Source organism: Curtobacterium sp. NPDC089185, assembly GCF_040685235.1.
GTDB classification, from domain to species: Bacteria; Actinomycetota; Actinomycetes; order Actinomycetales; family Microbacteriaceae; genus Curtobacterium; species Curtobacterium citri.
On record NZ_JBFBHK010000012.1, the window covers coordinates 26,514 to 49,558 of the forward strand.

General features: G+C 73.0%; 24 protein-coding genes. 12 read left to right on the forward strand and 12 right to left on the reverse strand.

Going from position 1 to position 23,045, the window contains the following annotated elements:
- The first annotated feature begins 127 nt into the window (after window positions 1–127).
- Window positions 128–1,009: an SDR family oxidoreductase gene (locus tag AB0N84_RS12575; RefSeq protein ID WP_182046914.1), complete on the forward strand. Its 882-nt coding sequence runs from the start codon at window positions 128–130 to the stop codon at window positions 1,007–1,009.
- Window positions 1,010–1,089: 80 nt separating this feature from the next.
- Here the strand turns inward: AB0N84_RS12575 and AB0N84_RS12580 are convergent, their stop codons facing one another.
- A complete protein-coding gene (locus AB0N84_RS12580; protein WP_069711893.1) occupies window positions 1,090–1,407 on the reverse strand; it encodes a hypothetical protein in 318 nt (105 codons plus the stop codon).
- 152 nt (window positions 1,408–1,559) lie between these two features.
- On the opposite strand from AB0N84_RS12580, the gene AB0N84_RS12585 reads away from it, so the two are divergent.
- Both AB0N84_RS12585 and AB0N84_RS12590 read left to right on the forward strand, forming a co-directional pair.
- Window positions 1,560–2,237: a TetR/AcrR family transcriptional regulator gene (locus AB0N84_RS12585; protein ID WP_069711894.1), complete on the forward strand. Its 678-nt coding sequence runs from the start codon at window positions 1,560–1,562 to the stop codon at window positions 2,235–2,237.
- 76 nt (window positions 2,238–2,313) lie between these two features.
- Complete coding sequence (locus AB0N84_RS12590; protein ID WP_069711895.1) at window positions 2,314–2,508, forward strand: DUF2795 domain-containing protein; 195 nt, start codon at window positions 2,314–2,316, stop codon at window positions 2,506–2,508.
- Between the two features lie 123 nt (window positions 2,509–2,631).
- Here the strand turns inward: AB0N84_RS12590 and AB0N84_RS12595 are convergent, their stop codons facing one another.
- The 3 genes from AB0N84_RS12595 to AB0N84_RS12605 all read right to left on the reverse strand — a co-directional run bounded on the left by AB0N84_RS12595 (window position 2,632) and on the right by AB0N84_RS12605 (window position 4,987).
- Complete coding sequence (locus tag AB0N84_RS12595) at window positions 2,632–4,140, reverse strand: threonine/serine exporter family protein (RefSeq protein ID WP_363546787.1); 1,509 nt, start codon at window positions 4,138–4,140, stop codon at window positions 2,632–2,634.
- A gap of 73 nt (window positions 4,141–4,213) precedes the next feature.
- Window positions 4,214–4,465, reverse strand: a complete 252-nt coding sequence (locus AB0N84_RS12600; RefSeq protein ID WP_182046879.1) for a hypothetical protein — start codon at window positions 4,463–4,465, stop codon at window positions 4,214–4,216.
- Between the two features lie 78 nt (window positions 4,466–4,543).
- A complete protein-coding gene (locus tag AB0N84_RS12605) occupies window positions 4,544–4,987 on the reverse strand; it encodes an OsmC family protein (protein ID WP_069711898.1) in 444 nt (147 codons plus the stop codon).
- Between the two features lie 122 nt (window positions 4,988–5,109).
- On the opposite strand from AB0N84_RS12605, the gene AB0N84_RS12610 reads away from it, so the two are divergent.
- Together AB0N84_RS12610 and AB0N84_RS12615 are read left to right on the forward strand one after the other, a co-directional pair.
- On the forward strand, window positions 5,110–5,724 hold the full coding sequence (locus AB0N84_RS12610) for a DUF805 domain-containing protein (protein ID WP_363546790.1): 615 nt from the start codon (window positions 5,110–5,112) through the stop codon (window positions 5,722–5,724).
- Between the two features lie 40 nt (window positions 5,725–5,764).
- The gene (locus tag AB0N84_RS12615) at window positions 5,765–6,808 is read left to right on the forward strand and encodes an NAD(P)-dependent alcohol dehydrogenase (protein WP_363546792.1); all 1,044 of its coding nucleotides are present in this window, start codon (window positions 5,765–5,767) and stop codon (window positions 6,806–6,808) included.
- A gap of 114 nt (window positions 6,809–6,922) precedes the next feature.
- On the opposite strand, the gene AB0N84_RS12620 is transcribed toward AB0N84_RS12615, so the two are convergent.
- From AB0N84_RS12620 to AB0N84_RS12645, 6 genes are all read right to left on the reverse strand, one after another.
- Window positions 6,923–7,624: a GntR family transcriptional regulator gene (locus AB0N84_RS12620; RefSeq protein ID WP_259346172.1), complete on the reverse strand. Its 702-nt coding sequence runs from the start codon at window positions 7,622–7,624 to the stop codon at window positions 6,923–6,925.
- Window positions 7,625–7,637: 13 nt separating this feature from the next.
- Entirely contained in the window at window positions 7,638–9,206 is a 1,569-nt protein-coding gene (locus AB0N84_RS12625) for an ABC transporter ATP-binding protein (protein WP_363546876.1), read from the reverse strand.
- A 79-nt stretch (window positions 9,207–9,285) separates the two neighbouring features.
- Window positions 9,286–11,184 carry a gamma-glutamyltransferase gene (locus AB0N84_RS12630; RefSeq protein ID WP_363546796.1) on the reverse strand — a complete coding sequence of 633 codons (1,899 nt, stop codon included), beginning with the start codon at window positions 11,182–11,184 and terminating at the stop codon, window positions 9,286–9,288.
- A gap of 38 nt (window positions 11,185–11,222) precedes the next feature.
- Window positions 11,223–12,095 (reverse strand): ABC transporter permease, encoded by an 873-nt coding sequence (locus AB0N84_RS12635; RefSeq protein ID WP_069711902.1) that lies wholly within the window; start codon window positions 12,093–12,095, stop codon window positions 11,223–11,225.
- Window positions 12,092–13,045, reverse strand: a complete 954-nt coding sequence (locus AB0N84_RS12640; RefSeq protein WP_182046875.1) for an ABC transporter permease — start codon at window positions 13,043–13,045, stop codon at window positions 12,092–12,094. The genes AB0N84_RS12635 and AB0N84_RS12640 overlap by 4 nt, the downstream gene beginning before the upstream one ends.
- Window positions 13,042–14,700 (reverse strand): ABC transporter substrate-binding protein, encoded by a 1,659-nt coding sequence (locus AB0N84_RS12645; RefSeq protein WP_363546801.1) that lies wholly within the window; start codon window positions 14,698–14,700, stop codon window positions 13,042–13,044. Before AB0N84_RS12645 ends, AB0N84_RS12640 begins: the two co-directional genes overlap by 4 nt.
- 313 nt (window positions 14,701–15,013) lie before the next feature.
- Between AB0N84_RS12645 and AB0N84_RS12650 the strand changes: the two genes are divergently transcribed.
- Entirely contained in the window at window positions 15,014–16,174 is a 1,161-nt protein-coding gene (locus tag AB0N84_RS12650; RefSeq protein ID WP_289459325.1) for a peptidoglycan DD-metalloendopeptidase family protein, read from the forward strand.
- 68 nt (window positions 16,175–16,242) lie between these two features.
- The gene (locus AB0N84_RS12655; protein ID WP_363546804.1) at window positions 16,243–16,866 is read left to right on the forward strand and encodes a DNA alkylation repair protein; all 624 of its coding nucleotides are present in this window, start codon (window positions 16,243–16,245) and stop codon (window positions 16,864–16,866) included.
- Between the two features lie 133 nt (window positions 16,867–16,999).
- On the opposite strand, the gene AB0N84_RS12660 is transcribed toward AB0N84_RS12655, so the two are convergent.
- Window positions 17,000–17,842, reverse strand: coding sequence for a polysaccharide deacetylase family protein (locus tag AB0N84_RS12660; RefSeq protein ID WP_363546807.1), 843 nt, complete (start codon window positions 17,840–17,842; stop codon window positions 17,000–17,002).
- Window positions 17,843–18,064: 222 nt separating this feature from the next.
- Between AB0N84_RS12660 and AB0N84_RS12665 the strand changes: the two genes are divergently transcribed.
- The 5 genes from AB0N84_RS12665 to AB0N84_RS12685 all read left to right on the forward strand — a co-directional run bounded on the left by AB0N84_RS12665 (window position 18,065) and on the right by AB0N84_RS12685 (window position 22,017).
- Window positions 18,065–19,255: a zinc-dependent alcohol dehydrogenase gene (locus AB0N84_RS12665; protein WP_069711910.1), complete on the forward strand. Its 1,191-nt coding sequence runs from the start codon at window positions 18,065–18,067 to the stop codon at window positions 19,253–19,255.
- Window positions 19,256–19,283: 28 nt separating this feature from the next.
- Window positions 19,284–20,342, forward strand: coding sequence for an NAD-dependent epimerase/dehydratase family protein (locus AB0N84_RS12670; protein WP_289459329.1), 1,059 nt, complete (start codon window positions 19,284–19,286; stop codon window positions 20,340–20,342).
- A gap of 222 nt (window positions 20,343–20,564) precedes the next feature.
- Window positions 20,565–20,909: a hypothetical protein gene (locus AB0N84_RS12675; protein ID WP_363546811.1), complete on the forward strand. Its 345-nt coding sequence runs from the start codon at window positions 20,565–20,567 to the stop codon at window positions 20,907–20,909.
- 9 nt (window positions 20,910–20,918) lie between these two features.
- Window positions 20,919–21,335 carry a DUF6314 family protein gene (locus AB0N84_RS12680; RefSeq protein ID WP_289459331.1) on the forward strand — a complete coding sequence of 139 codons (417 nt, stop codon included), beginning with the start codon at window positions 20,919–20,921 and terminating at the stop codon, window positions 21,333–21,335.
- Between the two features lie 4 nt (window positions 21,336–21,339).
- Window positions 21,340–22,017 (forward strand): pentapeptide repeat-containing protein, encoded by a 678-nt coding sequence (locus AB0N84_RS12685; protein WP_182046867.1) that lies wholly within the window; start codon window positions 21,340–21,342, stop codon window positions 22,015–22,017.
- Here AB0N84_RS12685 and AB0N84_RS12690 read toward each other — a convergent pair.
- Window positions 22,002–23,000 carry an NAD(P)/FAD-dependent oxidoreductase gene (locus AB0N84_RS12690; RefSeq protein ID WP_363546815.1) on the reverse strand — a complete coding sequence of 333 codons (999 nt, stop codon included), beginning with the start codon at window positions 22,998–23,000 and terminating at the stop codon, window positions 22,002–22,004. The two genes, AB0N84_RS12685 and AB0N84_RS12690, sit on opposite strands and share 16 nt — an antisense overlap.
- Window positions 23,001–23,045 lie beyond the last annotated feature (45 nt).

A 23,045-nucleotide genomic window follows, 5' to 3' on the forward strand; every position in this document is an offset into this window, starting at 1 on the left:
ACCTCGGGGACACGTCAGGACGGCACCGCGGGGGACACCCGGCTGGACGGCGGGAACGAACGGGGTGCGTACCGTCCAGGCCATGACGGAGCAGCAGAACGACCAGGGCGGCATCGACCAGTACACGATGCAGGACCCCACGAAGATGTACGCCGACAAGAAGCCCGACGAGCAGTACCTGCCGGGTGCCGGTACCGACGAGGAGATGGCGGAGAACGTCCCCGCGGACCACGGTGAGGACACCTACCGCGGCTCGGGTCGCCTGACCGGCCGCAAGGCACTCGTCACCGGTGGCGACTCCGGCATCGGTGCCGCCGTGGCGATCGCCTACGCCCGCGAGGGCGCCGACGTCGCGATCGTCTACCTCCCCGAGGAGCAGGAGGACGCCGACCGCATCGTCGGGCTCATCGAGGCCGCCGGCCGCACGGCCGTCGCGATCCCGGGTGACATCAAGGACCTCGCGTTCTGCGAGCAGGCCGTCCAGCAGGCCGTCGACGGCCTCGGCGGGCTCGACATCCTCGTGAACAACGCCGGCAAGCAGCAGAACGTCGACGACATCACGAAGATCTCCGACGAGGAGTTCGACGAGACCTTCAAGACGAACGCGTACGCCACGTTCCGCATCACGAAGGCCGCGGTCCCGCACCTGCAGCCCGGCTCGACGATCATCAACACGACGTCCATCCAGGCCTACGCGCCGTCCCCGCACCTCGTGCACTACGCCGCCACCAAGGCGACCGTGAACAACATGGCGAAGGGCCTCGCCGCGCAGCTCGCGCCGAAGGGCATCCGCGTCAACGCCGTCGCGCCGGGGCCGATCTGGACCCCGCTGCAGCCGGCCGGTGGCCAGCCGCCGGAGGCGCTGCCGTCCGCGGGCGAGGAGACCTACCTCGGCCGCTGGGGCCAGCCCGCCGAGCTCGCGCCGGCGTTCGTGTTCCTGGCGAGCGGCGAGTCGTCCTACGTGGTCGGTGAGACCCTCCACGTCGACGGCGGCATGCCGACCCCGTGAGCCGGGTCGCCTGACGCGCGCACGCCGCAGACGGACGGGAGGCACGGTGCCAGCTGGCACCGTGCCTCCCGTCCGTCGTCTCAGCAGGCGACGGACCGCGCCATCCGCTCGAGCAGCTCCCGCGCCGACATGGCTGCGGTGAGCTCGACCTCGACCGGGTTGATCCCGACCGCGCGCTCGAAGGCCCGCCGCCGGGCCTGGTCGGCGACGGGGACCTCCGGGCGCTGCGGCAACCCGGCGATCGCCCGAGCCGCGGCGTCGAAGGCGCCCTCGGGCGCGCCGAGTTGCTGCCACATCGTCCGGACATCGTGCGCGACCTGTTCGTCGTCGCCGCCGAACTCGTAGCCCGCCGACGCCATGGTGGCGAGTCCCTGTGCGATGGGGTCCTCCGGGTGCATCCCGGCATGGTCGCACGGAACCCCGACGAGGTGCTGCGGGGACGGTCGTTGTCCCCCGACATGCTGACACCCGGACCGGGGCTGCTGTGCCCCCCGTGTCTGCGGTTTGATGGGGGAGCGGACAGGACGTCCGCAGCACGACGGAGGGCACGATGCTCGAACACACCAGTGCGGACACGCAGGCGGCAGCCGCCGCGGCCGCCACCCTGCACCTGCGGATCACGATCGTCGGGGCGACCGTCGACCTGCTGCGTGACGTGCCCTTCCACGAGGCGCACGCCGGCATGGTCGCCGACCGGATGGACATCACCGTCGACGAGCTGCACCAGCACTTCCCGTCGTGGGACGGTCTCGTGCTCGCGGCCCTCGACCGGTGGAACGGCAACCGGATGGACGAGGTCACCCGCGAGGTCGGCGGCGGCCCCACGGTCGACCTGCTCCGGGCGATCGTGGCCTCGAACGCCGAGGACCCGGCGCTCATGCGGCTCCTCGTCGCCCTGCTGTCCGTCGCCGGGAACCCCGCGCACCCGATGGCCACGTACCTGCGCTCGCGCTACCAGCTCTTCACGTCGCAGATCCGTCGCGGCCTCGAGCACGACATCGCCGTCGGTCGGGCGCCCCACACGATGGACCCGCGCCGCGGTGCCGAGCAGCTCATCGCGCTCTACGAGGGGCTGCAGCTGCAGGCCATGCTCCGCTCGGACCTCGACCTCGTGCCCGCCTTCGACCGTGCGGTGGCGCGGCTCGAGCGCGGGTGGATGGAGCGGTACGAACCGCAGGCCGCAGCCCGCTTCTCGCGGTGGAGCGACGGCGGCAGCTGGGAGATCTGAGCCGGGGGACGCACTCGCCCGGCCGGTGCGCAGGACCTCCGGCGTACTGCTGGACGCTCCGAGCGAAGGAGCCGACATGGCAGCACCGAACCCGATCCAGGTCCAGAAGTACCTCAGCGGCATCGACTACCCCGCGTCGAAGGACGACATCGTCGCGACCGCCGAGAAGGAGAGCGCGCCGGACGACGTCCTCGAGGCCCTCAAGGGCATCCCGGACGGCGACTACGACGCGCCGACCGCGGTGACGAAGGCCGTCTCCGACGCGAACTGATCCGCGGAGCCCCGCGTCCTGTGGGGCCCGAGCGGTCCGAGACTCGGGCTGAGCGACGTTCCTCGTGCCGATCCGGCCGAGGGCGGTCGCCCAGCCCGAGTCTCGTGTCCGGTCCTTCGGCCGCTAGCGCGGGCGGTGTCCGCGCGGGACGGTGCCGTTGCCCGGGTCGTAGCCGGTCCCGCGCAGCACCGGGATCGCGGTCGTGTCGTTGTGGACCGAGTGCACCGTGACCCGCCGTGCCCGCCGCAGTGCCCGTCGGGCCCCCGGGGTCGCGACGAGGCCGCCGAGCACGAGCCCCGCGCCGATCCCCAGGGCGACGGACACGGCCGCCACGAAGTCGAGCGCGGCACCGGACGAGCCGGACATGAAGTTGAGCAGGGCGTTCGACACGGCGACACCGGGCAGCAGGGCGCCGCAGAACGCCGGCACCGCGATCGCCGCCACCGCAGTCCGCATCCGTGCCGCCGCGATGGTGGACAGGACGCCGAGCAGCACCGACGCCACGAAGGTCGCACCGAGGAGCGGCATGCCGAGGTGCCGGAGCTCCCAGAGGAACGCCCCCGCCGCGACCGAGAAGACCACCGCCACCGGGATGACCCGCGCGCTCGCCTGCTGCACGAAGCAGTTCGCCGCCGCGGACACGACGGTCAGCGACAGCGACGCCCAGAGCGGCAGCGGGCGCAGGACGATCCCGGTCGGGTCGACCTCGATGCTGAGCCAGTGCAGCACCGCGATGCCGGCCGGGACACCGACCACGATCGCGGCGATCACGAGCACGATGTAGAACGCCCGGGCCACCGCCATCGACCGGAACCCGGAGATCGCGTCCTGGGCCCAGGTGACGAGGGACACGTGCGGCAGGAGCAGGACGACCAGGGCCGCCACCATGGTCGCCGCACCGGTCGCCGTGAGCACGTCGCCCCAGATGGCCAGCGTGCCGAGCGCCGAGGCGACCGCCGCCTGGGCGCCGGAGACGAAGAACTGCGGGAAGCCCCGGCCGGTCAGCCAGCGGCCCGACACGATGATCCCGAGCATGAGCACGAACGCGCCGACACCCGCGCGCCATCCGCCACCGGCCTGCATCGCGATCGAGGTACCGAGCACGGACAACCCGACGTCGGCGAGCCAGGTCGGCCACCGTGGCGGCATCCGGAGCACGGCGACCAGGGCGCTCACCGCGCCGGTCATGTCCCGGACGCCGTGCACGAGGTCGTCCACGATCTGGTTCGCCCGTGCCAGGCGGTCGAGGTCGGAGCCGTCGGACTGCACCGTACGGACCTTCACCAGCGGCGGGTGGTCGGACGGGGCGTACTGGATCGTCACCGAGCTGCCCGAGAAGTCGAGGTCGAGCGGGGCGAGGTTCCACTTCGTCGACACGGCGACGACGGCGGTCTCGACGCTGCGGGTGTCCGCGCCCGAGGCCAGCATCACCTCGGCCAGGTCGAGGCAGAAGTCGACGATCTGCACGGGCGAGTACTGCTCGCGCGACCGGGTGTCGGGGGTCACGTCCTCGTAGATCGTGCCGCGGAGCCGCGCTCGGGCGTCGCGGATGTCGTGCTGCGCGAGGTTGCGGACGCCCGGCCGCGGGGGGCGTCCGGGCCGTGGGACACCCGGGAGGAACTGCTCGGCCATCCGTCCATGGTGCCAGCCGCTCGGCCGTGAGCCCGGACGTCGGCTGGACGCGTCCGGTGGTCGTCCCGAGCGGTCAGCGGCGGCGGACGCTGAGCCGGCCGCCGGCGAACGCGGCGACCACGGCGCCGACCAGCACGAGGACCGGGCCGACGACGAGCTGCCACGGACGCGTGCCCGGGACGAAGGCGTCGTGGGACAGTGGTGCGTAGGCGAACCAGCCGAACGAGGGCGCCGGGGCGGTCACGACGAGCAGGACGCCGACGACGGCCACGAGGACCCCCGTCCACAGGACGACGTGGGTCGGTGTGCGGAAGGGGCGGCGCATGTGCCCACGGTACCGACGGACGGACGGGAGGCGCGGTGCCAGCCGGCACCGTGCCTCCCGTCCGTCTGCTGGTGACGACTACTGCTCGAAGGTCGCCTTGAGCTCGATGTCGACGCCGGTGAGGGCCTTCGAGACCGGGCAGGTGGCCTTGGCCTCGTCGGCGGCCTTGAGGAAGGCGGCCTCGTCGATGCCGGAGACCTCGCCGTTGACGGTGAGGGTGATGCCGGTCAGCTTGAAGCCGCCGTTGTCCTTGTCCGGGCCGAGCGAGACGTCGGCCTTGACGTCGAGGGCCTCGACGGTGCCGCCGGCCTCGCCGAGGATCGCGGAGAACTGCATCGCGTAGCAGGCCGAGTGGGCTGCGGCGATGAGCTCCTCGGGGCTGGTGGCGCCGCCGGCCTCGTCGGCCGCGCGCTTCGGGAAGGAGACGTCGTAGGTGCCGACCTTGGAGCTGGACAGTTCGACCTGGCCGGAACCGTCGTTGAGGCCGCCGTTCCAGGCGGTGCGTGCGGTGCGCGTGGGCATGGCCGCTCCTTTCGTGTGGGGGTCCGGCCCGCTGCGGGCCGACGTGTCGTAGTCAATCGGAGAACGCTCGTTCTCGCAACCGGCTCACGGGGAAGACGCAGGTCTGCCCTACGATCGGGCACGTGGGGGACAGGGGCGAGGTGCTCGACCAGGGGCCGGTCGACGTCGGGGCGCGCCCGGTCGTCGCGTGGCTGCGGTTCTGGACGCAGGGGTGGCGCTTCCACGGGCGGGCGAGCCGCTCCGAGTACTGGTGGGTCCTGCTCCTCGAGGTCCCCGTGGCGCTCGGCGTGTGGTGGCTCCTGCAGCGTGTGGGTCTCGCGTCGCACTGGACGCTCTCGGCCGACCCGTTCGGGATCGTCCCGGCGCCGCAGGTGACGTTCCGGCTGGTGTCCTCGGAGCACTCGTGGTGGGGGATCGGAGCGGGCCGCGACGTCCGTCCGTCCGGGTGGGACCTCGCCGTGCTGGCCGGGCTCGCGCTGACGTTCGTCCCGCGGTGGTCCCTGCTCGTCCGACGACTGCACGACCGCGACCACAGCGGGGCGTGGATCCTGCTCATGGTGTGCCTCGGGCCGTTCGGTGCGCTCGTGCTCGCCGTGATGGTGCTGCGGTCGTCGCGGCCGAACGGGGCGCGGTTCGACCGGGGGTTGTTCGCGGGGCGGAGGGATGCTCCCTGGTCGTCGACAGCGGTGTCCGCGCCTGCGTCGGAGCCTCCATCCGAGCAACACGTGTCGTCCTGAGCGACGGGCGTAGTCTGGGTGACGTCGAAGGAGGACACCCATGCACGCCGTCGTGTTCGAGCAGTACCAGACGTTCCCCGTCCTGACCGAGGTCGAGAAGCCCGTCCCGGGCCCGGGGGAGGTGCTCCTCAGGGTCGCCGGCGCAGGAGCCTGTCACTCCGACGTCGCCGTCTACCGCGAGTTCCGGGAGGGGCAGCCGGGCGCGCAGGCCCCCGGGTTCGTGCTCGGCCACGAGAACTCCGGCTGGGTCGAGGCCGTCGGTGACGGCGTCTCCGGGTTCACCGAGGGCGACGCGTACCTCGTCTACGGGCCGGTCGGCTGTGGGCACTGCTCGTACTGCTCGAAGGGGCAGGACACCTACTGCGAGAACGCCGCGACGAACCCGTACGCGGCCATCGGCCTCGGGCGTGACGGGGGCATGGCGGAGTACGTCACGGTCCCGGCGCGCAACCTCGTGCCGCTCGGTGACGCCGACCCGATCGCGGCGGCTCCGCTCAGCGACGCGGCCCTGACGCCGTACCACGCGATCAAGGCCGCGCTGCCGAACCTGGCCGGCGGCGGTCGACACGTGCTCGTCGTGGGTCTCGGAGGGCTCGGACAGATCGCGGTGCAGATCCTCACGGCGCTCACCGGCGCCACGGTCATCGCGACCGACACCAAGCAGGACGCCATGGAGCGGGCGGCTGCCCGTGGCGCGGTCACCGTGCCCGCGGGGCCCGACCAGGCCGCTGCGATCCGCGAGCTCACCGGCGGGAAGGGCGTCGACGCGGCGTTCGACTTCGTGGGCGCGACGCCGACGATCGCGACGGCGAAGGCCTCGATGGCGATCGGCGGTCGGCTCACGGTCGTCGGGATCGCCGGTGGGACCGTCGAGTGGAACTTCTTCTCGACGCCGTACGAGTCGACGATCACGAACACCTACTGGGGCACGATCGAGGACCTGCACGAGGTCGTCGCGATGTACCGGGCGGGGCAGATCGAGCCGGACGTCGAGCAGTTCGCACTGCGCGACGCGCTCGAGGCGTACCGGAAGCTCGAGGCCGGCGAGCTGTCCGGTCGCGCGGTGGTCGTCCCGACGCTGTAGCGGCGGACGGCGGGGCGGCGCGGCTGCCCGAGGCTCGGCTGGGCGGACACTTTCGCGGCCACCGGGCCACGAAAGTGTCCGCGGGCGCGAGCCTCGGCCGCGCGGGCCGGCGCGTCAGACCGCGGGGCCGGCCTCGCGCAGGGCGTCGGCCTGCTCGGGGGAGGAGCGGGCCGCGTAGCCGATGCGGCTCTCGCGCACGTGCCACGCCATGCGCTCGGCGGCCCCGTCCACGTCGCCCGCGTCGATCGCCGCGAGGATGCGCCGGTGGTCGGGCCAGAGCCGCTTGCCGCGCGAGAAGGTGTCGAGCGCGTAGAGCCACTCGATCTTCCGCGAGAGCTGCCGGAGCAGGGTCGCGAGCGTGGCGCTGCCGGACAGCTCGGCGACGAGCAGGTGGAAGCGCTCGTTCAGGTCGACGAGCTGGTCGAGGTCCTCGCGCTCGACGGCGGCGTCGCCCGCGTCGAGGACGGCGCCGAGCTCCCGGCGGACCCGCCACCAGTCCTCGGGCGGGGTCGCCTGGTCGAACAGGGTGCGGGCGCGGGTGGCGGCACGGCGGGCCGTCGCGGTCTCGAGCGACTCGCGCACCGCGAACAGGTCGTCGGCCTCGTCGAACGGGATGTCGGCGATCCGGGAGCCGACGTTCGGACGGGACACGACGAAGCCCTCGCCCTCGAGCCCGCGCAGCGCCTCGCGCACCGGGACCCGCGAGACGCCGTAGCGGTCGGCGAGGAACGCCTCGGTCACCCGGGTCCCCGGCTGGAGCACGCCGGCGACGATGTCGAGGCGGATGGCGTCGATGACACTCGTCCCGTTCAGCACGGTGCCGATCGTCTCACGCGGCCGCCTCGGCGAGACGCTTCCCTGGGATGGCGTCGAGCAGGTCCTTCGTGTACTGCTCCTGCGGGTCGTCGAACACCGCCGCGACAGTGCCCCGTTCGACCACCTCGCCGCGACGCATCACGACGACGTCGTCCGCGATCCGGCGGACCACCCCGAGGTCGTGCGTGATGAACAGGTAGCTCAGACCGAGCCGGTCCTGCAGGTCGTCGAGCAGCGTCAGGATCTGCTCCTGCACGAGCACGTCGAGCGCCGAGACCGCCTCGTCGAGGATGATGAGCTCCGGCTCGAGCGCCAGCGCCCGGGCGATCGCCACGCGCTGCCGCTGCCCGCCGGACAGCTCGTTCGGGCGGAGCTGCGCCACGGACCGGGGCAGCGCGACCTGGTCGAGCAGCGTCGCCACCCGCTCGGTGCGCGAGGCCCGGTCGCCGATCCCGAACACCCGGAGCGGCTCGTCGATGATCCGCTCGATCGTCGAGGTCGGGTCGAGCGAGCCGTAGGGGTCCTGGAACACGGGCTGCACCCGCCGTCGGACGTCCCGCCGCTCCCGTCCCCGTGCGCTGCCGATCGACAGCCCGTCGACGAGGGCACTGCCCGAGGTGGGCGTCTCGAGCCCGAGCACGATGCGGGCGACGGTCGTCTTGCCGGAACCGGACTCGCCGACGACGGCGGTCGTCGTGCCGCGGCGGACCGTGAAGGACACCCCGTCCGCGGCGCGGAGCGTGCCGGCACCGCGGCCGCGGAGCCGGTACTCCTTCACCAGGTCGGTCACGACGAGGATCGGCTCGCCGGCCGCGACCGGCTCTGGTGCGACCCCGGACAGCGCGGGCGCCGCCGCGATGAGCCGCTTCGTGTACTCGTGCTGCGGGTCGCGGAGGATCGCCTCGGGCGCGCCCTGCTCGACGATCTCGCCGTCGAGCATCACGACGACGCGGTCGGTCCGGTCCGCGGCGACGCCGAGGTCGTGCGTCACGAACAGCAGCGTCGTGCCGTGCTGGTCCACCAGGGTCTGCAGGTGGTCGAGGATCTGCCGCTGCACCGTCACGTCGAGCGCGCTCGTGGGCTCGTCGGCGATGAGCAGCTCGGGCTGCCGGGCGAGGGCCACCGCGATGAGGATGCGCTGCCGCATGCCGCCGGAGAACTCGTGCGGGTACTGGTCCGCCCGGCGCGACGCCTCGGGGATCCCGGCCTCGGTCATGAGCGCGACGACCCGCTGCCGGATCGCGGACCGCCCGCGCAGCCCGCCCGCGCGCAGGGCGTCGGCGATCTGCGCCCCGACCCGCATCGAGGGGTTGAGGTTCGTCGACGGGTCCTGCGGCACCAGTCCGATCCGTCCGCCGCGGACGCGGCGCATGAGCGGTTCGTCGGCGTGGGCGATGTCGTCGTCGCCGAGGCGGATGTCCCCGCCCGTGATGTGTCCGGCGCCCGGGAGCAGCCGGAGCAGCGCGGCGATGAGCGTCGACTTGCCGGAGCCCGACTGCCCCACGATCGCGACGCGCTCGCCGCGCCGGACGTCGAGGTCGATGCCGTGCAGCACCTCGCGGTCGCCGAACGCGACCCGCAGGTCGCGCACGGACAGCAGATGGTCGGCTGCGGTGTCGGACGGGAGGCGCGGCTCGGCCCCGGTGGTGGTGGTCACGTTCTCAGCGTCCTGCGGCATAGCCCTGTGCTCCTCGCGGGTTGGCGGCGGCGCCCAGGACGCCGGTGTCGGGGTCGCGCGTCACGCACGACAGGCGGCCGAGCGACCAGTCGCCGGCGCGGGTGACGACGTGGCCGAGCTCCTCGAGCCCGGTGATGACGTCGTCGCCCAGTCGGTCCTCGACGACGAGGCCGCCGGGGGTCCAGGTGCGGGGCCAGAACGACCCCGGGAACGACGTCGTGTGCAGAGCGGGGGCGTCGATCGCCTGCTGCGGGGACCACCCGCCGACGATCGTGCGCAGCAGGTAGAGCAGCTGCCACTGGTCCTGCTGGTCGCCGCCCGGTGACCCCATCGCCACGACCGGTTCGCCGTCCCGCAGGACGAGCGTCGGGGTGAGCGTCGTGCGGGGTCGGGCGCCGGGGGTGAGCGTCGTCGCCGTGCCCTCCTCGAGCCAGGCCATCTGCAGGCGGGTGCCGAGGCAGAACCCGAGCTCGGGGATCGTCGGGGACGACTGCAGCCACCCGCCGGACGGCGTGGCGCTGACGATGTTGCCCCAGCGGTCGACGACGTCGATGTGGCACGTGTCGCCCCGGGTCTCGCCGGTCTCCATCACGATCGGCTCGCCGCGGTCCTCGTGCTCGGGCGCGTCCTCGGCGGGTGCGGCCACGGCCTCGCCGCGTGCCCCCGGGACCGTGGGCTCCCCGACGCCGGCGACCGGTCCGCCTCGGGGCGTGTACGACTCGCGGAGCGGCGGCAGCACCCCGCCGGGCACCGAGACCGTCCCCGGGCGGAGCTCGTGCGAGGCGCGGTCGCCGATGAGCGCCCGCCGCTCGGCGGAGTAGGCGTCGGACAGCAGCTCGTCCATCGGGACGTCGCCGTCGCCGTAGTACGCCTCGCGGTCGGCGAGCGCGAGCTTCTGCGCCTCGGCGATCGTGTGCGCGCCGAGGACCGTCGAGGGGTCGAGCCGCTCGTCGTCGAGCGGTTCGAGCAGCCGGAGGGTCTGCAGGAGCGCCGGGCCCTGACCCCACGGTCCGGTCTTGGCGATGGTGTGCCCGCGGAACTCCGCGGTCGTCGCGGGTTCGGTCGTCGCCCGGAACGCCGCCATGTCCGACGCCCGGATCACGCCCGCGTGGTCGGTGCCCGACGCGTGCCGGTGCGGGTCGCGCACGAAGCGGTCGACGGCCTCGGCGACGGAGCCCTCGGCCCACTCGGTGCGGGCGGCCTCGATGCGCGCGACGCGCGCATCGCCGTCGTCCCCGTCGACACCGGACCCGGCCTGCACGAGCCGCTCCAGCACGGCGGCCCACGCCTCGTTGCGCACCATGGTCCCGGGGACCGGCACCGAGCCTCCCGGCAGCCACCGCTCGGCGGAGGACGGCCAGTGCTCCCGGAACAGGTCCTGGACCGTCGCGATCGTGGCGACCACCCGGGGTGCGACGGGGTGGCCGTCACGGGCGTAGCCGACGGCGGGGGCGAGCACGTCGGCGAGCTCCCAGGTGCCGCGCTCCGCGAGGAGCAGGAACCAGGCGTCGACGGCGCCCGGGACGGCGGCCGCGAGGGCACCCGATCCGGGCACCAGGTCGAGCCCCTCGGCACGGTAGTGCTCCGGCGTCGCTCCCGCGGGGGCGGGGCCCTGACCGACCAGGACGGTCGGGGTCTTCCCCTCGGCGGTCGCGTACACGGCGGTCATGTCGCCGCCCGGACCGTTGAGGTGCGGTTCGACGACGTGCAGGACGAAGGCACCGGCGACGGCGGCGTCGAAGGCGTTGCCGCCGCGCTCGAGGACCGACTGCGCCGTCGCGGTGGCGATCCAGTGCGTCGACGCGGCCATGCCGAAGGTGCCCTGCAGGTCCGGCCGGGTGGTCTCGGTCGGCGGTGCGGTGAAGGCGGGGTTGGTGCTCATGGTGCTGGTGCTCCTCAGCGGTGTTCTCGGCGGTGTTCTCAGCGGTCCGATGCGGTGGGGTCGAGGGCGTCGCGCAGGGCGTCGCCGAACAGGTTGAAGCCGAGGCAGATGACCGCGATCGCGACGCCCGGCACGACGGCGGCCCACGGGGCCTGGCCCAGGTACTGCTGCGCGTCCGAGAGCATGATGCCGAGGCTCGCCGTCGGCGGCTGGATGCCGAGGCCGAGGAAGGAGAGCAGGGCTTCGCCGATGACCGCGACCGGCATGATCACGGTCGCCTGCACGATGATCGCGGAGACGCAGTTCGGCAGCACGTGCTGCAGGATGATCCGCGCGCCGCCGGCGTCGAGGGTCTTCGCGCTCGTCACGAAGTCGGCGCTGGTGATCCGGAGCGTCTCGCCGCGGACGATGCGGATCATCGCCGGGACGTGCGAGATGCCGATCGCGATGACGGCGTTCGTCAGGCTCGGACCGCTGATCGCCGCCAGGCCCACCGCGAGGATGAGGAACGGGAACGCGAGCGCGACGTCGGTCAGGCGGCTGATGATCGCGTCGAGCCAGCGCCAGTACCCGGCGAGCAGACCGAGCGGGGTGCCGACCACGACCGCGAGGAGCACCGACAGCACGCCCACGACGAGCGAGACCTGGATGCCGTAGAGCGTCCGGGAGAGGATGTCGCGACCGAGGTCGTCGGTGCCGAACCCGAAGCCGACGGTGAAGGGCACCTGGAACGGCAGGTCGAAGTGGGTCGCCGTCGGGTCGTGCGGGGCGACCAGCGGCGCCGTGATCCCGGCGAGCACGACGACCGCGAGCATGATGCCGCCGGTCATGCCGAGCCGGTTCGTCCGGACCTGCTTCCAGATCCGGCCGCGACTCGAGCCGAGGTCGAAGGGGGCGGTGATGGTGGTCATGCGGTTCCTCCGACGCGGATCTTCGGGTTGATGACGGAGTACAGGACGTCCACGGCGAAGTTGATGAGGACGTAGCCGAGGGTGATGACGAGCACGACGGCCTGGATGACCGGGTAGTCACGGGTGAAGACGGCGTCGAGCGTGAGCTTGCCGAAGCCCGGCAGCGCGAAGATGCGCTCCGTGACGACGGCGCCGGAGATCAGGCCACCGAGCTGCAGGCCGACGATCGTCACGACGACGATCATCGAGTTCCGCAACCCGTACCGGAACAGCACCCGCGGACGGCTCAGGCCCTTCGCGCGGGCCGTCCGGACGAAGTCGGTCTTCATCGTCTCGATCATCGACGCCCGGGTCTGCCGCATGATCACGGCGGCGAGCGAGGTGCCGAGGATGAGGGCCGGGAGCGTCAGGTGGTGCAGGGCGCCGACCGGGTCGCTCGTCACCGGCACGTAGCCGGACGCCGGGAACCAGCCGAGCCCCGCGGCGAGCCACACGATCGCGAGGATGCCGAGCCAGAAGTTCGGCACGCTCAGGCCCACCAGCGCGGCGGCGTTCGCCATCCACTCGGGCCAGCGGCCGCGGTAGCGCTCGGCGAGGGTGCCGAGGGCGACCCCCACGACGACCGCGACGACGATCGCGTAGAGCGCGAGCCACAGCGTGACCGGCAGGGTCGCGCCGAGGAGCTCGGTGACGGGTGTGCCCGTCCGGGTGGACTGGCCGAGGTCCCCCTGCAGCGCGTTGACGACGAAGCGCCAGTACTGCACGAGCAGGGAGTCGTCGAGGCCGAGGTCGGCGCGGACGGCGGCGAGCCGTTCGGGGCTCGCCTCCTCGCCCGCCAGGGCCAGCGCGGGGTCGCCCGGCAGCTGCCGGACCCCGAAGAACACCACGATCGAGGCGAGGACGAGCGTGAGCGCCGCCTGCCAGAGCCGGGTCAGGACGTACCGGATCACTTGTCGCCGCCTTCCACGAACGCCGCCTGGCTGAGTCGGACCACGCCGTCGGCGTAGGTGGAGACACCGGCGACGTCCGTGCTGACGCCGGTGATGCTGCGGGTCCGGTAGAGGTAGATGATCGGGTCGTCCTGCTGCACCTTCGTGACGAGCTGGCCGTACAGGTCGGCGCGCTCCTGCTGGTCGGTGGCCTGCGCCGCGCGACTGATCAGGTCGTCGACCTCGGGGTCGCTGTACCCGGGGTAGTTGTTGCCGCCGCCGGTGCCGAGGAACGAACCGATGTTGCCGTGCGGGTCGACGCGGCCCGACCAGCCGAGCTGCAGCGCCTGGAAGTCGCCGCGCGTCTGGTCGTCGAGCAGGGTCGTGTACTCGACCGGGGTGATCGTGATCGCGAAGCCGCCGGCGCGGGCCTGCGCCTGCAGGGCCTGGGCGAACCGGACCGTGTCGGGGGTGTTCGTCACCTCCATCTCGATCGGGAAGGGCTGCTCGACGCCGGCCTCCTCCAGGAGCTCCTGCGCCCGCTCCGGGTCGTACGCCGGGCACGCCTTGCTCGCGTCCGTCGCGAAGGCACTCGTGTCCGGGATCGGGGAGCACGCGACGTCCGCCCAGCCGCGGAAGACGCTCTGCACGAGCTCGCCGCGGTTGATCGACATCGACAGGGCCTGGCGGACCTTCCGCTGGGTGGCGAGCGGGGTGTCGAGGGGCTTCGGATCGGTGCCGACACCGTCCTGGTTCGCGAGGTTGATCGTGATGCCCTGGTACCCGAGCGAGCCGGTGCGCAGGACCTCGAGGTCCTTCCGCTTCATCAGCTCGTCGACGTCCTGGGTCGAGATCGTGTCCGCGACCTGGACGTCCCCGGACTTCAGGTTCTGCGCGCGGATGCTCGCGTCGGTGATGATCCGGTACGTGATGCGGTCGAAGTGCGCGCTCGCCGGGTCGTGGTACATCGGGTCGCGCTCGACGGTGATCGACGTCTGCGGCACCCGCTCGACGAACTTGTACGGGCCGACGCAGACCGGGGCGTCGCCGAAGCCGTCGCCCTCCTGCTCGAGGGCGGTCGGCGACATGACCATGCCGGCCCGGTCGGCGAGCGCCGCGGTGATCGGGGCGAACGGCGTGCTGTAGTGCAGGCGGACCGTGTGGTCGTCGACCGCCTCGATGCCCGTGACGGGACCCATCTCGCTCTTCCGGCTCGAGTCGTCCTTCGTCAGGTTCCGCTCGAGCGTCGTCACGACGGCGGCCGCGTCGAAGGGCGTGCCGTCGGCGAAGCGGTAGCCGGTGTGGACCGGGAACGTGACGGTCTTCCCGCCGTCGGAGACCGTCGGCAGCTCGGTCGCGAGCATCGGGACCACCGTGCCCTCGGCATCGATGTCGTAGAGCTTCTGGCACATCGTCTCCATGACGTACCGGGTGTAGAGCGACGACGACGTGGTCGGGTCGAGCCGGTCCGGTTCGGCGGAGAGCGCCATCACGAGGTCACCGCCCTCGCGGACCTGGCGGTCGCCGACCGCGACGGTGGTGACGGTGCCGGCCGTGGCGCCGCCGGCCTTCGAGCGTTGGACCGGGACGCACGCCGTGAGGGCGAGCGTGGCGGCCAGGGCGACGGCGGGCAGCGCGAGCAGTGTCCGGCGGCGTCGAGCGGGGGAGTTGGACATCGTGTTCCTGGAGCGTGCGGTGTGCGTGGCGGCTCTTGTGGAGCCGCGCTCAGGAGTGCGGTGATTGCATACAATCACGCCTGCTCACTCCGTTTTGTACACAGTCTGTTTCCATCGTGTAACAGATGAGGCGATCCGCCGGCCGCTGCTACCCCCGGAACTGGGGAGAACGGATGTCGCCCGCGGCCTTGTCTCCTGCCGCTGGCCGGGTGACCATCGTTCGGCGGCCCGGACAGGGCGGGCTGCCGTCACGTGGCCACCAGGCCACGACCCGTCATCCACGGGACCACACCGATCAGGGGAACCTCCTTCCGTGCGCAGCAGCATCACCCGACGGCTCGCAGCCGTCGTGGCGGCGATCGCCGTCACCCTCACCGGCAGTGTCGTCGCAGCCGCCCCGGCCCAGGCGGCGGTCACGTACGTCGGGACCGTCAAGGCCAACACCTTCATCAACCCCGGGGACTCGCTCACCTCCCGCAACGGCCAGTTCCGGCTCACCATGCAGGGCGACGGCAACCTCGTCGAGTACGGCATCGGCGGCCGGGTGCTCTGGGCGTCGGGCACGTCGACGTCGCCCGGGGCGAGCGCCGTGGTCAACCCGGACGGGCAGATCACGATCGTCCGGAGCGGCAAGCTCATCGCCCGCTGGGGCGAGGCCGGACACGTCGGCAAGCACCTGCAGATCGGCGCCGACGGCGTCATGACGTCCATGGACGTCAACGGGAAGTACGTGTGGCAGGCCCGCACCTACCAGGACCGCGTGTCCGCGGGGTCGGTCATCGCCTCCGGGACCGCGCTGACCTCGGACGGCAGCGGGGCGCGCAAGCTCACCATGCAGGCCGACGGCAACCTCGTGCAGACCGTGGACGGGAAGGCGGTCTGGAGCTCCCGGACGAGCGGGAACAAGGGTGCGTACGCGGCGGTGCAGACGGACGGCAACCTCGTCGTCTACTCGGTCGACAAGCGGGCGCTCTGGGCGTCGAGCACCAGCCGAGCGGGTGCCGGGCAGCTGCTCGTGCAGGTCGACGGCAACGTCGTGCTCTACGGCAAGGCCGACACCCGTGTCTGGTCGACGCGGAAGGTCAGCAGCCTGTCCTGGCCGGTCGTCGGCACCAAGATCTCCGGGCGCTACGGCGACGACCGCGGCGCCGGGCACGTCCCGCGCTACCACCAGGGCACGGATGCGCCGGTGCCCGTCGGGACGCCCGTGTACGCCTCCGGCACCGGTACGGTGACGTCCGTCGTCCCGAACAACGCGTCGTACGGCAACTACATCGTCGTCACCTACGGCATGACCACCGTCCTCACCGCGCACCTCAGCGCGATCCAGGTGCAGAAGGGCCAGGTCGTCAAGGTCGGCACGCAGATCGGGAAGTCCGGCAACACCGGCCAGTCCACCGGTCCGCACGTGCACGTCGAGGTCCGCCAGGGCAGCACGCTCGTCGACCCGCTGAAGGTGCTCTCCTTCCGGTGAGTCGAGGGCGCTGCAGCGCCTGATCGCCCTGGCCGGAGGGTGCCCGTCGAGCGGCTAGCGTGGTCGCGATGGACACCCGCGACGCCGAGGCCGTGCTCGCCGCCTTCGCCCGCACCCCCGGCGACGTGGCGGGTGCACGCCGGGTCGCGCGGCAGTTCGCCGACCTCGACGCGGGCGAGCGGTCCGCACTGCTCTGGAGCGAGGACCCCGGGGCGCGGCTGGTGGCCGTCGTGCTGCTCGTCCAGGCGATGCGCGCCCACCCGGACCCGGAGCTGACCGAGGAGTACCTCGCCGCGGCGAAGGCCGAACGGTTCGACGACCCGGTCCTGGTCGACATCGCCGCCGAGGAGCTCGTCGGGGCGCCGCTCGTCGGCGGTTCGACGGGACCGCTGTTCGCCCTCGCCAAGTCCGACGTGGCGATGGTCCGTCGGGTCGCGGCCGTCGCGACCCTGGCGTTCGTCAAGCAGGGCGACGCCGAGGTGCCGCTCGCGATCGCCGGCCGGCTCGTCCGGGAGCGCGGTGAGACCGTGCAGTCCGCCCTCGGGTGGGTGCTGCGCGAGACCGGGAAGCGGGCGTCGGAGCCCGCGCTCGTGGCGTTCCTCGAGCGCCAGGGACGGTTCCTGTCACCGGCGGCGCGCGCGACGGCGACCGAGCACCTGCCCGCGGCCGAGCGCGACCGCCTGCGCGGCTGACGCGAGCGCACCTGCGCAGGCTCCGCCGCCCGCGAGACGCAACGGGAGCGACTGCTCGCAGCGGTAGGGCACTGCGAGGAACCGCCGACGTTGCGTTTCGCGGCACGAGCACGCGGACGGGCACCGCGACGGGTCAGCGCGAGAAGACGTCGTCGAGCGTGTACGTCGCCAGGTGGCGCTCCTCGAGCAGGGCGTGCAGCCGCGGCAGCGCCCCGATGGTGCCCGGGAAGTTCGCGTGCCCGATCACGATGTGCGCCGGCTGGAACCACTGCTCGGCGAAGCCGACGATCTGGTCCGGGGAGATGTCGCCCGAGTCCGCGAGCGTGCCGTACCAGAGCAGCGGGGTCGTGTAGCCGACCGCCGCCGCCGCACGGTCCACCCGGGCGTCGTGGTACCCGAAGGGCGGCCGGAAGTACGGGCGCGCATCGACGCCGAAGGTCCGCTCGAGGAACTCGTGGTTCCGGGTGAGCTCGTCCTGGATCGCCTGGTCGCTCAGCTTCGTCAGCGCCGGGTGGTCCCACGTGTGGTTGCCGAGCTGCACCTGCCCGGACTCGACGAGCGGGCGGAGCAGGTCGGCGTGCTCGGTCCACGCGGGCCGGTCGCCGTTCACGAAGAACGTCAACCGCGTGCCGGTGGCCGAAGCGGAGCGGGCGTAGGCGGCGACGACGTCCGCGGACGCCCCGTCGTCGACCGTCCACGCGATCCCGGGGGTACGGGCGGGCAGGGCGGTCACGGTCCCGGCGGGCAGGGGGACGCGGGTGAGTGCGGGCCGCGTCGGTGTCGGGGTGGGGGTCGACGTCGCCGTCGGTGTCGGCGTCGGTTTCGGCGTCCCCGTGGCGGTGGCCGTCGGGAGAGTGGTCGCCGAGGCGGTCCGCCCCGCGGGTCGGCTGCCGGTCGAGCACGCGGCGAGCACCCCCGTCGCGAGGGCGCCGGTCGCGCCGGCGAGGAGTGCGCGTCGGGTGGTGCCGTGGTCCATCGGTCCCAGCGTGGTCGAGCCTGCGGATCCGCACATCGGCGGACGGGCTGACCCCCGGTGGCCGACCGGCCACCGGGGCGGACGGGAGGCCCGCCCCACCACCGCCGCCGCAGCGCGCTGCGGACGGGGCTGGGAACGCACCACGGGGCGGGCGCGTAGCGAGGAGGTCACGCGAGTCGTGCCTCCCGGCCGGCTCGGAAGCGACCACGAGAGGAACGCGACGTGCGCGCACTGACCTGGCAGGGCACCGAGAAGGTGTCCGTCGAGACCGTCCCCGACCCGACCATCCAGGAGCCGACCGACGCGATCGTGCGGATCACCTCCACGGCGATCTGCGGCTCCGACCTGCACCTGTACCGGGTCCTCGGCCCGTACATCGACAAGGGCGACGTCCTCGGCCACGAGCCGATGGGCATCGTCGAGGAGGTCGGCTCGGCCGTCACGAACCTCAAGGTCGGCGACCGCGTCGTCGTCCCCTTCAACATCTCCTGCGGCCACTGCTGGATGTGCCAGCACGGCTTCCAGTCGCAGTGCGAGACCACCCAGGTGAAGGAGTACGGCACCGGTGCCTCGCTCTTCGGGTACACGAAGATGTACGGCCAGGTCCCCGGCGGCCAGGCCGAGTACCTGCGCGTGCCGCACGCCGACTACGGCCCCATCAAGGTGCCCGACACCGGTGCCGACGACCAGTGGCTCTTCATGAGCGACATCATCCCGACCGCGTGGCAGGCCGTGCAGTACGCCGAGGTCCCCGAGGGCGGCACGCTCGCGGTGCTCGGCCTCGGCCCGGTCGGCCAGTTCGCCGCGCGCATCGGCAAGCACCTGGGCTACCGCGTGCTCGCCGTCGACCCGGAGCAGGTCCGTCGCGACCTCGGCGCGAAGCACGGCATCGAGGTGTTCGACCTCGACGACGACATGGTGTCGAAGCTGATCGACCTGACCGACGGGCGCGGTCCGGACGGTGTCGTCGACGCGGTCGGCATGGAGGCGCACGGCAACCCCGTCGCCGGGTTCGCCCAGCGCGCGGCCGGGCTGCTGCCCGACAAGCTCGCGCAGAAGGCGATCGAGACCGCCGGTGTCGACCGGCTCGCAGCCGTGCACGCGGCGATCGACCTCGTCCGCCGTGGTGGCACGGTGTCGCTGTCCGGTGTCTACGGCGGCATGGCCGACCCGATGCCGATGATGACCCTGTTCGACAAGCAGATCACGATCCGCGAGGGGCAGTGCAACGTCCGCCGCTGGGTCGACGACCTCATGCCGCTCGTGTCCGACCCCTCGGACCCGCTCGGCACCCTCGACCTGACCACCCACCGGGTGGCGCTCGAGGACGCCCCGCACATGTACTCCGTCTTCCAGAAGAAGGAGGACGGCTGCATCAAGGTCGTGCTCGACCCCTCGATGGCCGCGGCGTGACGGGCGACCGGTCGGGACTGGTGCGCTGATGCGCGTCGTCGTGGTGGGTGCCACCGGCAACGTCGGCACCGCCGTGCTGCGGCGGCTCGCCGCGGCACGGCTCACCGGTGACGGCCGGGCGGGCGACGAGGACGGCCTGCAGGTCGTCGGCGTCGCCCGCCGCCTGCCCGACGCGCGCGTCGCACCCTACGACGTCGCCGAGTGGCGCGCCGTCGACGTCGGGGCACCGCGGGCGGTCGACGAGCTCACCGCGGCGTTCCGGGGCGCGGACGCCGTCGTGCACCTGGCGTGGGCGCTCCAGCCGACGCACGACATCCCCGCGCAGCACCGGACGAACGTCACCGGCACGGCGAACGTGCTCGAGGCCGTCGCTCGCGCCGGGGTCGGGCAGGTCGTCGTCGCGTCGTCGGTCGGCGCCTACCGCGGCGTCGACGTCGACGGGAAGCGCACGCCGGTCGACGAGTCGTTCCCGGCGACGGGCATCCCGACGGCGACGTACTCGATCCACAAGGCCGAGAACGAGCGGGCGATGGACGCGTTCGAGCGCGCCCACCCCGAGGTCGTCGTGACCCGGCTCCGCCCCGGCCTGGTGTTCCAACGCGGGGTCGCCGCCGAGCTCCGCGGGCTGTTCCTCGGCCACCTCGTGCCGATGTCGATCGTGCGGTGGGTCCGCTGGGCGGTCCTGCCGCTCCCGCTGCCGTTCGTGTTCCAGGCCGTGCACGCCGACGACCTGGCGGACGCGTTCTGGCGGACGATCGACCGACGGGCCGCGGGCGCGTTCAACATCGCGGCGACCCCCGTGCTGACGCCGCCGCGGATCGCACGGGCCCTCGGGATGCTCGGCGCCGTGCGGATCCCGCTGCGGCTGCTCCGCGGGATCGTCACGCTCACCTGGCGGCTCCGGCTCCAGCCGACCGACGCCGGGTGGCTCGACATCGCCGCGGGGGTGCCGATCATGCGGACCGACCGGGCCCGGAGCGAGCTCGGGTGGGAGCCGCGGCACACGGCGGACGAGGCACTGCGCGAGCTCGTGGGCGGGTTCGCGGACGGCGCGAACGTGGAGGCGTCGGGGCCGCTGCGCGGCTGAGGCGGGGCCCGGGCGGCAGCGGTTGCGGGCGGTCGTTCCGGGCGTCGGTGGTGGCCCTCGCATGCCTGGTCGTTCCGGGCGTACCCGGAGGTTCCGGGCGTACCCGGTCGATCCGTTCGACCAGGGACGCCCGGAACCACCTTCCATCGCGGGTGTGCTGGGAAGGAACGGGCGCGTTACGATCCCGACGAGGGCGCGATCGTGCCCCAGGGGGAGGGTGTCATGTCGATCGACGACTTCGGGTTCCCGGACGAGGGGAACAACCCGCTGATCCCGCCGGCGTTCGACGTCGCCGCGACGATCATCACGGTCGGCGGGGTCCTCGTGGTGCTCGGCATCGTCGCCACGATCGTGCTGGCGATCTACCGCGCCAAGCGCATGTCCGACCGCGGTCAGAACCCGTTGACCCTGCAGGAGGACCTGGCGTACCGGGCGATGCAGAGTCAGACGCTCGCACCGCCGACGACGCTCGAGCAGCGGCTGGCCGAACTCGACGACCTGCACCGTCATGGCGTGATCTCCGACGACGAGCACCGGACGGCCCGGGCCGAGGCCCTCCGCGCGTAGCCTGGCGGGATGCTGCCGACGGACCTGATCGGGGAGTGGACCCTGCGCCGGACGGTCGTCGACCGCCGGGCCGGGGTGACCGGTGACGTCGCCGGGACGACGTCCCTGACACTGGTGACGCCCGACGAGGTCCGCTGGGACGAGGCCGGCGTCATGCGCCTCGACGGCCGCGAGACCCCGGTGTCCCGGACGCTCGTCGTGCGCCACGGCCAGGACGACCGCTGGACCGTGCACTTCGCCGACGGCCGGGTGTTCCACGACTGGGCGTGGGGCGCGTCCGTCGAGCACGCGTGCGCGCCCGACGACTACACGGGCGTGCTCGCCGGCAGTGCCGACCGGTGGACGGTGCGCTGGGAGGCCCGCGGCCCGGCGAAGGACCTCCGGCTCGACAGCGTGCTCGAACGTCGGGCCGCCACGGCAGACTGAGCGCATGGCCCGCACCCCCGGCAAGCCCACCGGCACCGTCGCTCCCCGCATCACCCCGGTCGACCCCCGTGACCTCGAGGACTGGACGCCGGCCCCCGGCGACCTGCTGACGGGTGACCGCGTCGAGGGCAAGCGCGTCGCCGTGCTCGACCTGGCGGGGGAGCGTCTGCCCGACCTCGAGCTCGAGGAGTGCGTGGTCGAGACCCTCCGCGCGGACGACGCCGACCTGCGCGGCCTGCGCGTCCGCGACTCCGTGGTGGAGACGCTCGACGCCCCCGTGCTCCGGGCGTCGAGCAGTGCCTGGCGGGAGGTCCGGGTCGCCGGTGGCCGGGTCGGCTCCGCCGAGCTGTACGACGCGACGCTCAACGGGGTCGAGTTCGTCGGGATGAAGCTCGGGTTCGTGAACCTGCGCGGCTCGACGCTGACCGACGTGGTCTTCCGCGACTGCGTCGTCGACGAGCTCGACGTCGCCGACGCCCGGCTGCTCCGGGTGTCCTTCCCCGGCACGAGCATCCGCGCCGTCGAGGGGACGAACAGCCGCATCGAGCACGTGGACCTGCGGGAGGCCGACCTCGACCGGGTGGAGCGGCTCGAGGGTCTGCGCGGTGCCACGATCGGCTCCGACCAGCTCTTCGCCCTCGCACCCCTCCTGGCGGCCCAGGCCGGTTACCGCGTCGACTGACCGGTCGGGACGCTCGGGTCAGCGGCCGCTGCGAGCGCCGCCGCGATGTCGGCCTGCACGAGGTCGCCGTGCACCGCGGCCCCCGCCTGGGTCCCCGCGGCGGCCGAGGCGATCACCGTGGCCATGGGCGACGTCACGTTGCCCGCGGCCCAGACTCCGCGCACGCCCGTCTGCCCCGTCGCGTCGACCGTCAGGCCGCCGCCGAAGCGGAACCCGTTCACCACGACGTCCTCGGCCCGGAGCCCGAGCCCCTCGAGGAACGCGACCCGCGGCTCCGCCGTGCTCGCCGCCGCCAGGGCGTCGAGCGGGACGACCTCGCCCGACCCGAGTTCGACCCCGGTGAGGACCCCGTCCGTCGACAGCACCCGGGCCACCGGCCCCTCGACGACCGCGATGCCCCGGGCCCGGAAGGCGCTGCGGGCGGTGTCGTCGAGCAGGTCCGGGTCGATGACGAACGCGGTGACCCGGTCGCTCAGGGCGCGGAACATCTGCGCGTGGTGCGCCCCGTTCGGCGTCGTCACGAGGACGCCGATGCGTCGGTCGCGGATCTCCCACCCGTGGCAGAACGGGCAGTGGACGACCCCGCGTCCCCACTGCTCGGCGAGCCCCGGGACGTCCGGCAGGACGTCGACGGCGCCGGAGGCGACGACCAACCGGCGGGCGGTGACGACCCTGCCGGAGTCGAGCGTGACCGAGAAGCCGACCGGGTCGGTGTCGGTGCCCGCGGTGACGGACGCGGCCACGACCCTCCCGGCCGTCACCTCGGCCCCGTAGGCGGCGACCTCGTCGCGCCCGATCCGGGTCAGCTCGGTCGGCGCGACGCCCTCGCGCCCGAGGTAGTTGTGGGCGCCGGCGGCCGGCGCGTTCCGTGGTTCGCCGCTGTCGACGACGAGCACGGAGCGTCGCGAGCGCCCCAGGATGAGCGCGGCGGACAGGCCGGCGGCCGAGCCGCCGATGACGATGACGTCGAAGTTCTCTTGCATGGTCGCAGCCTGCGCGACCTGCTCGAGACCAGCAAGGATGCTTGC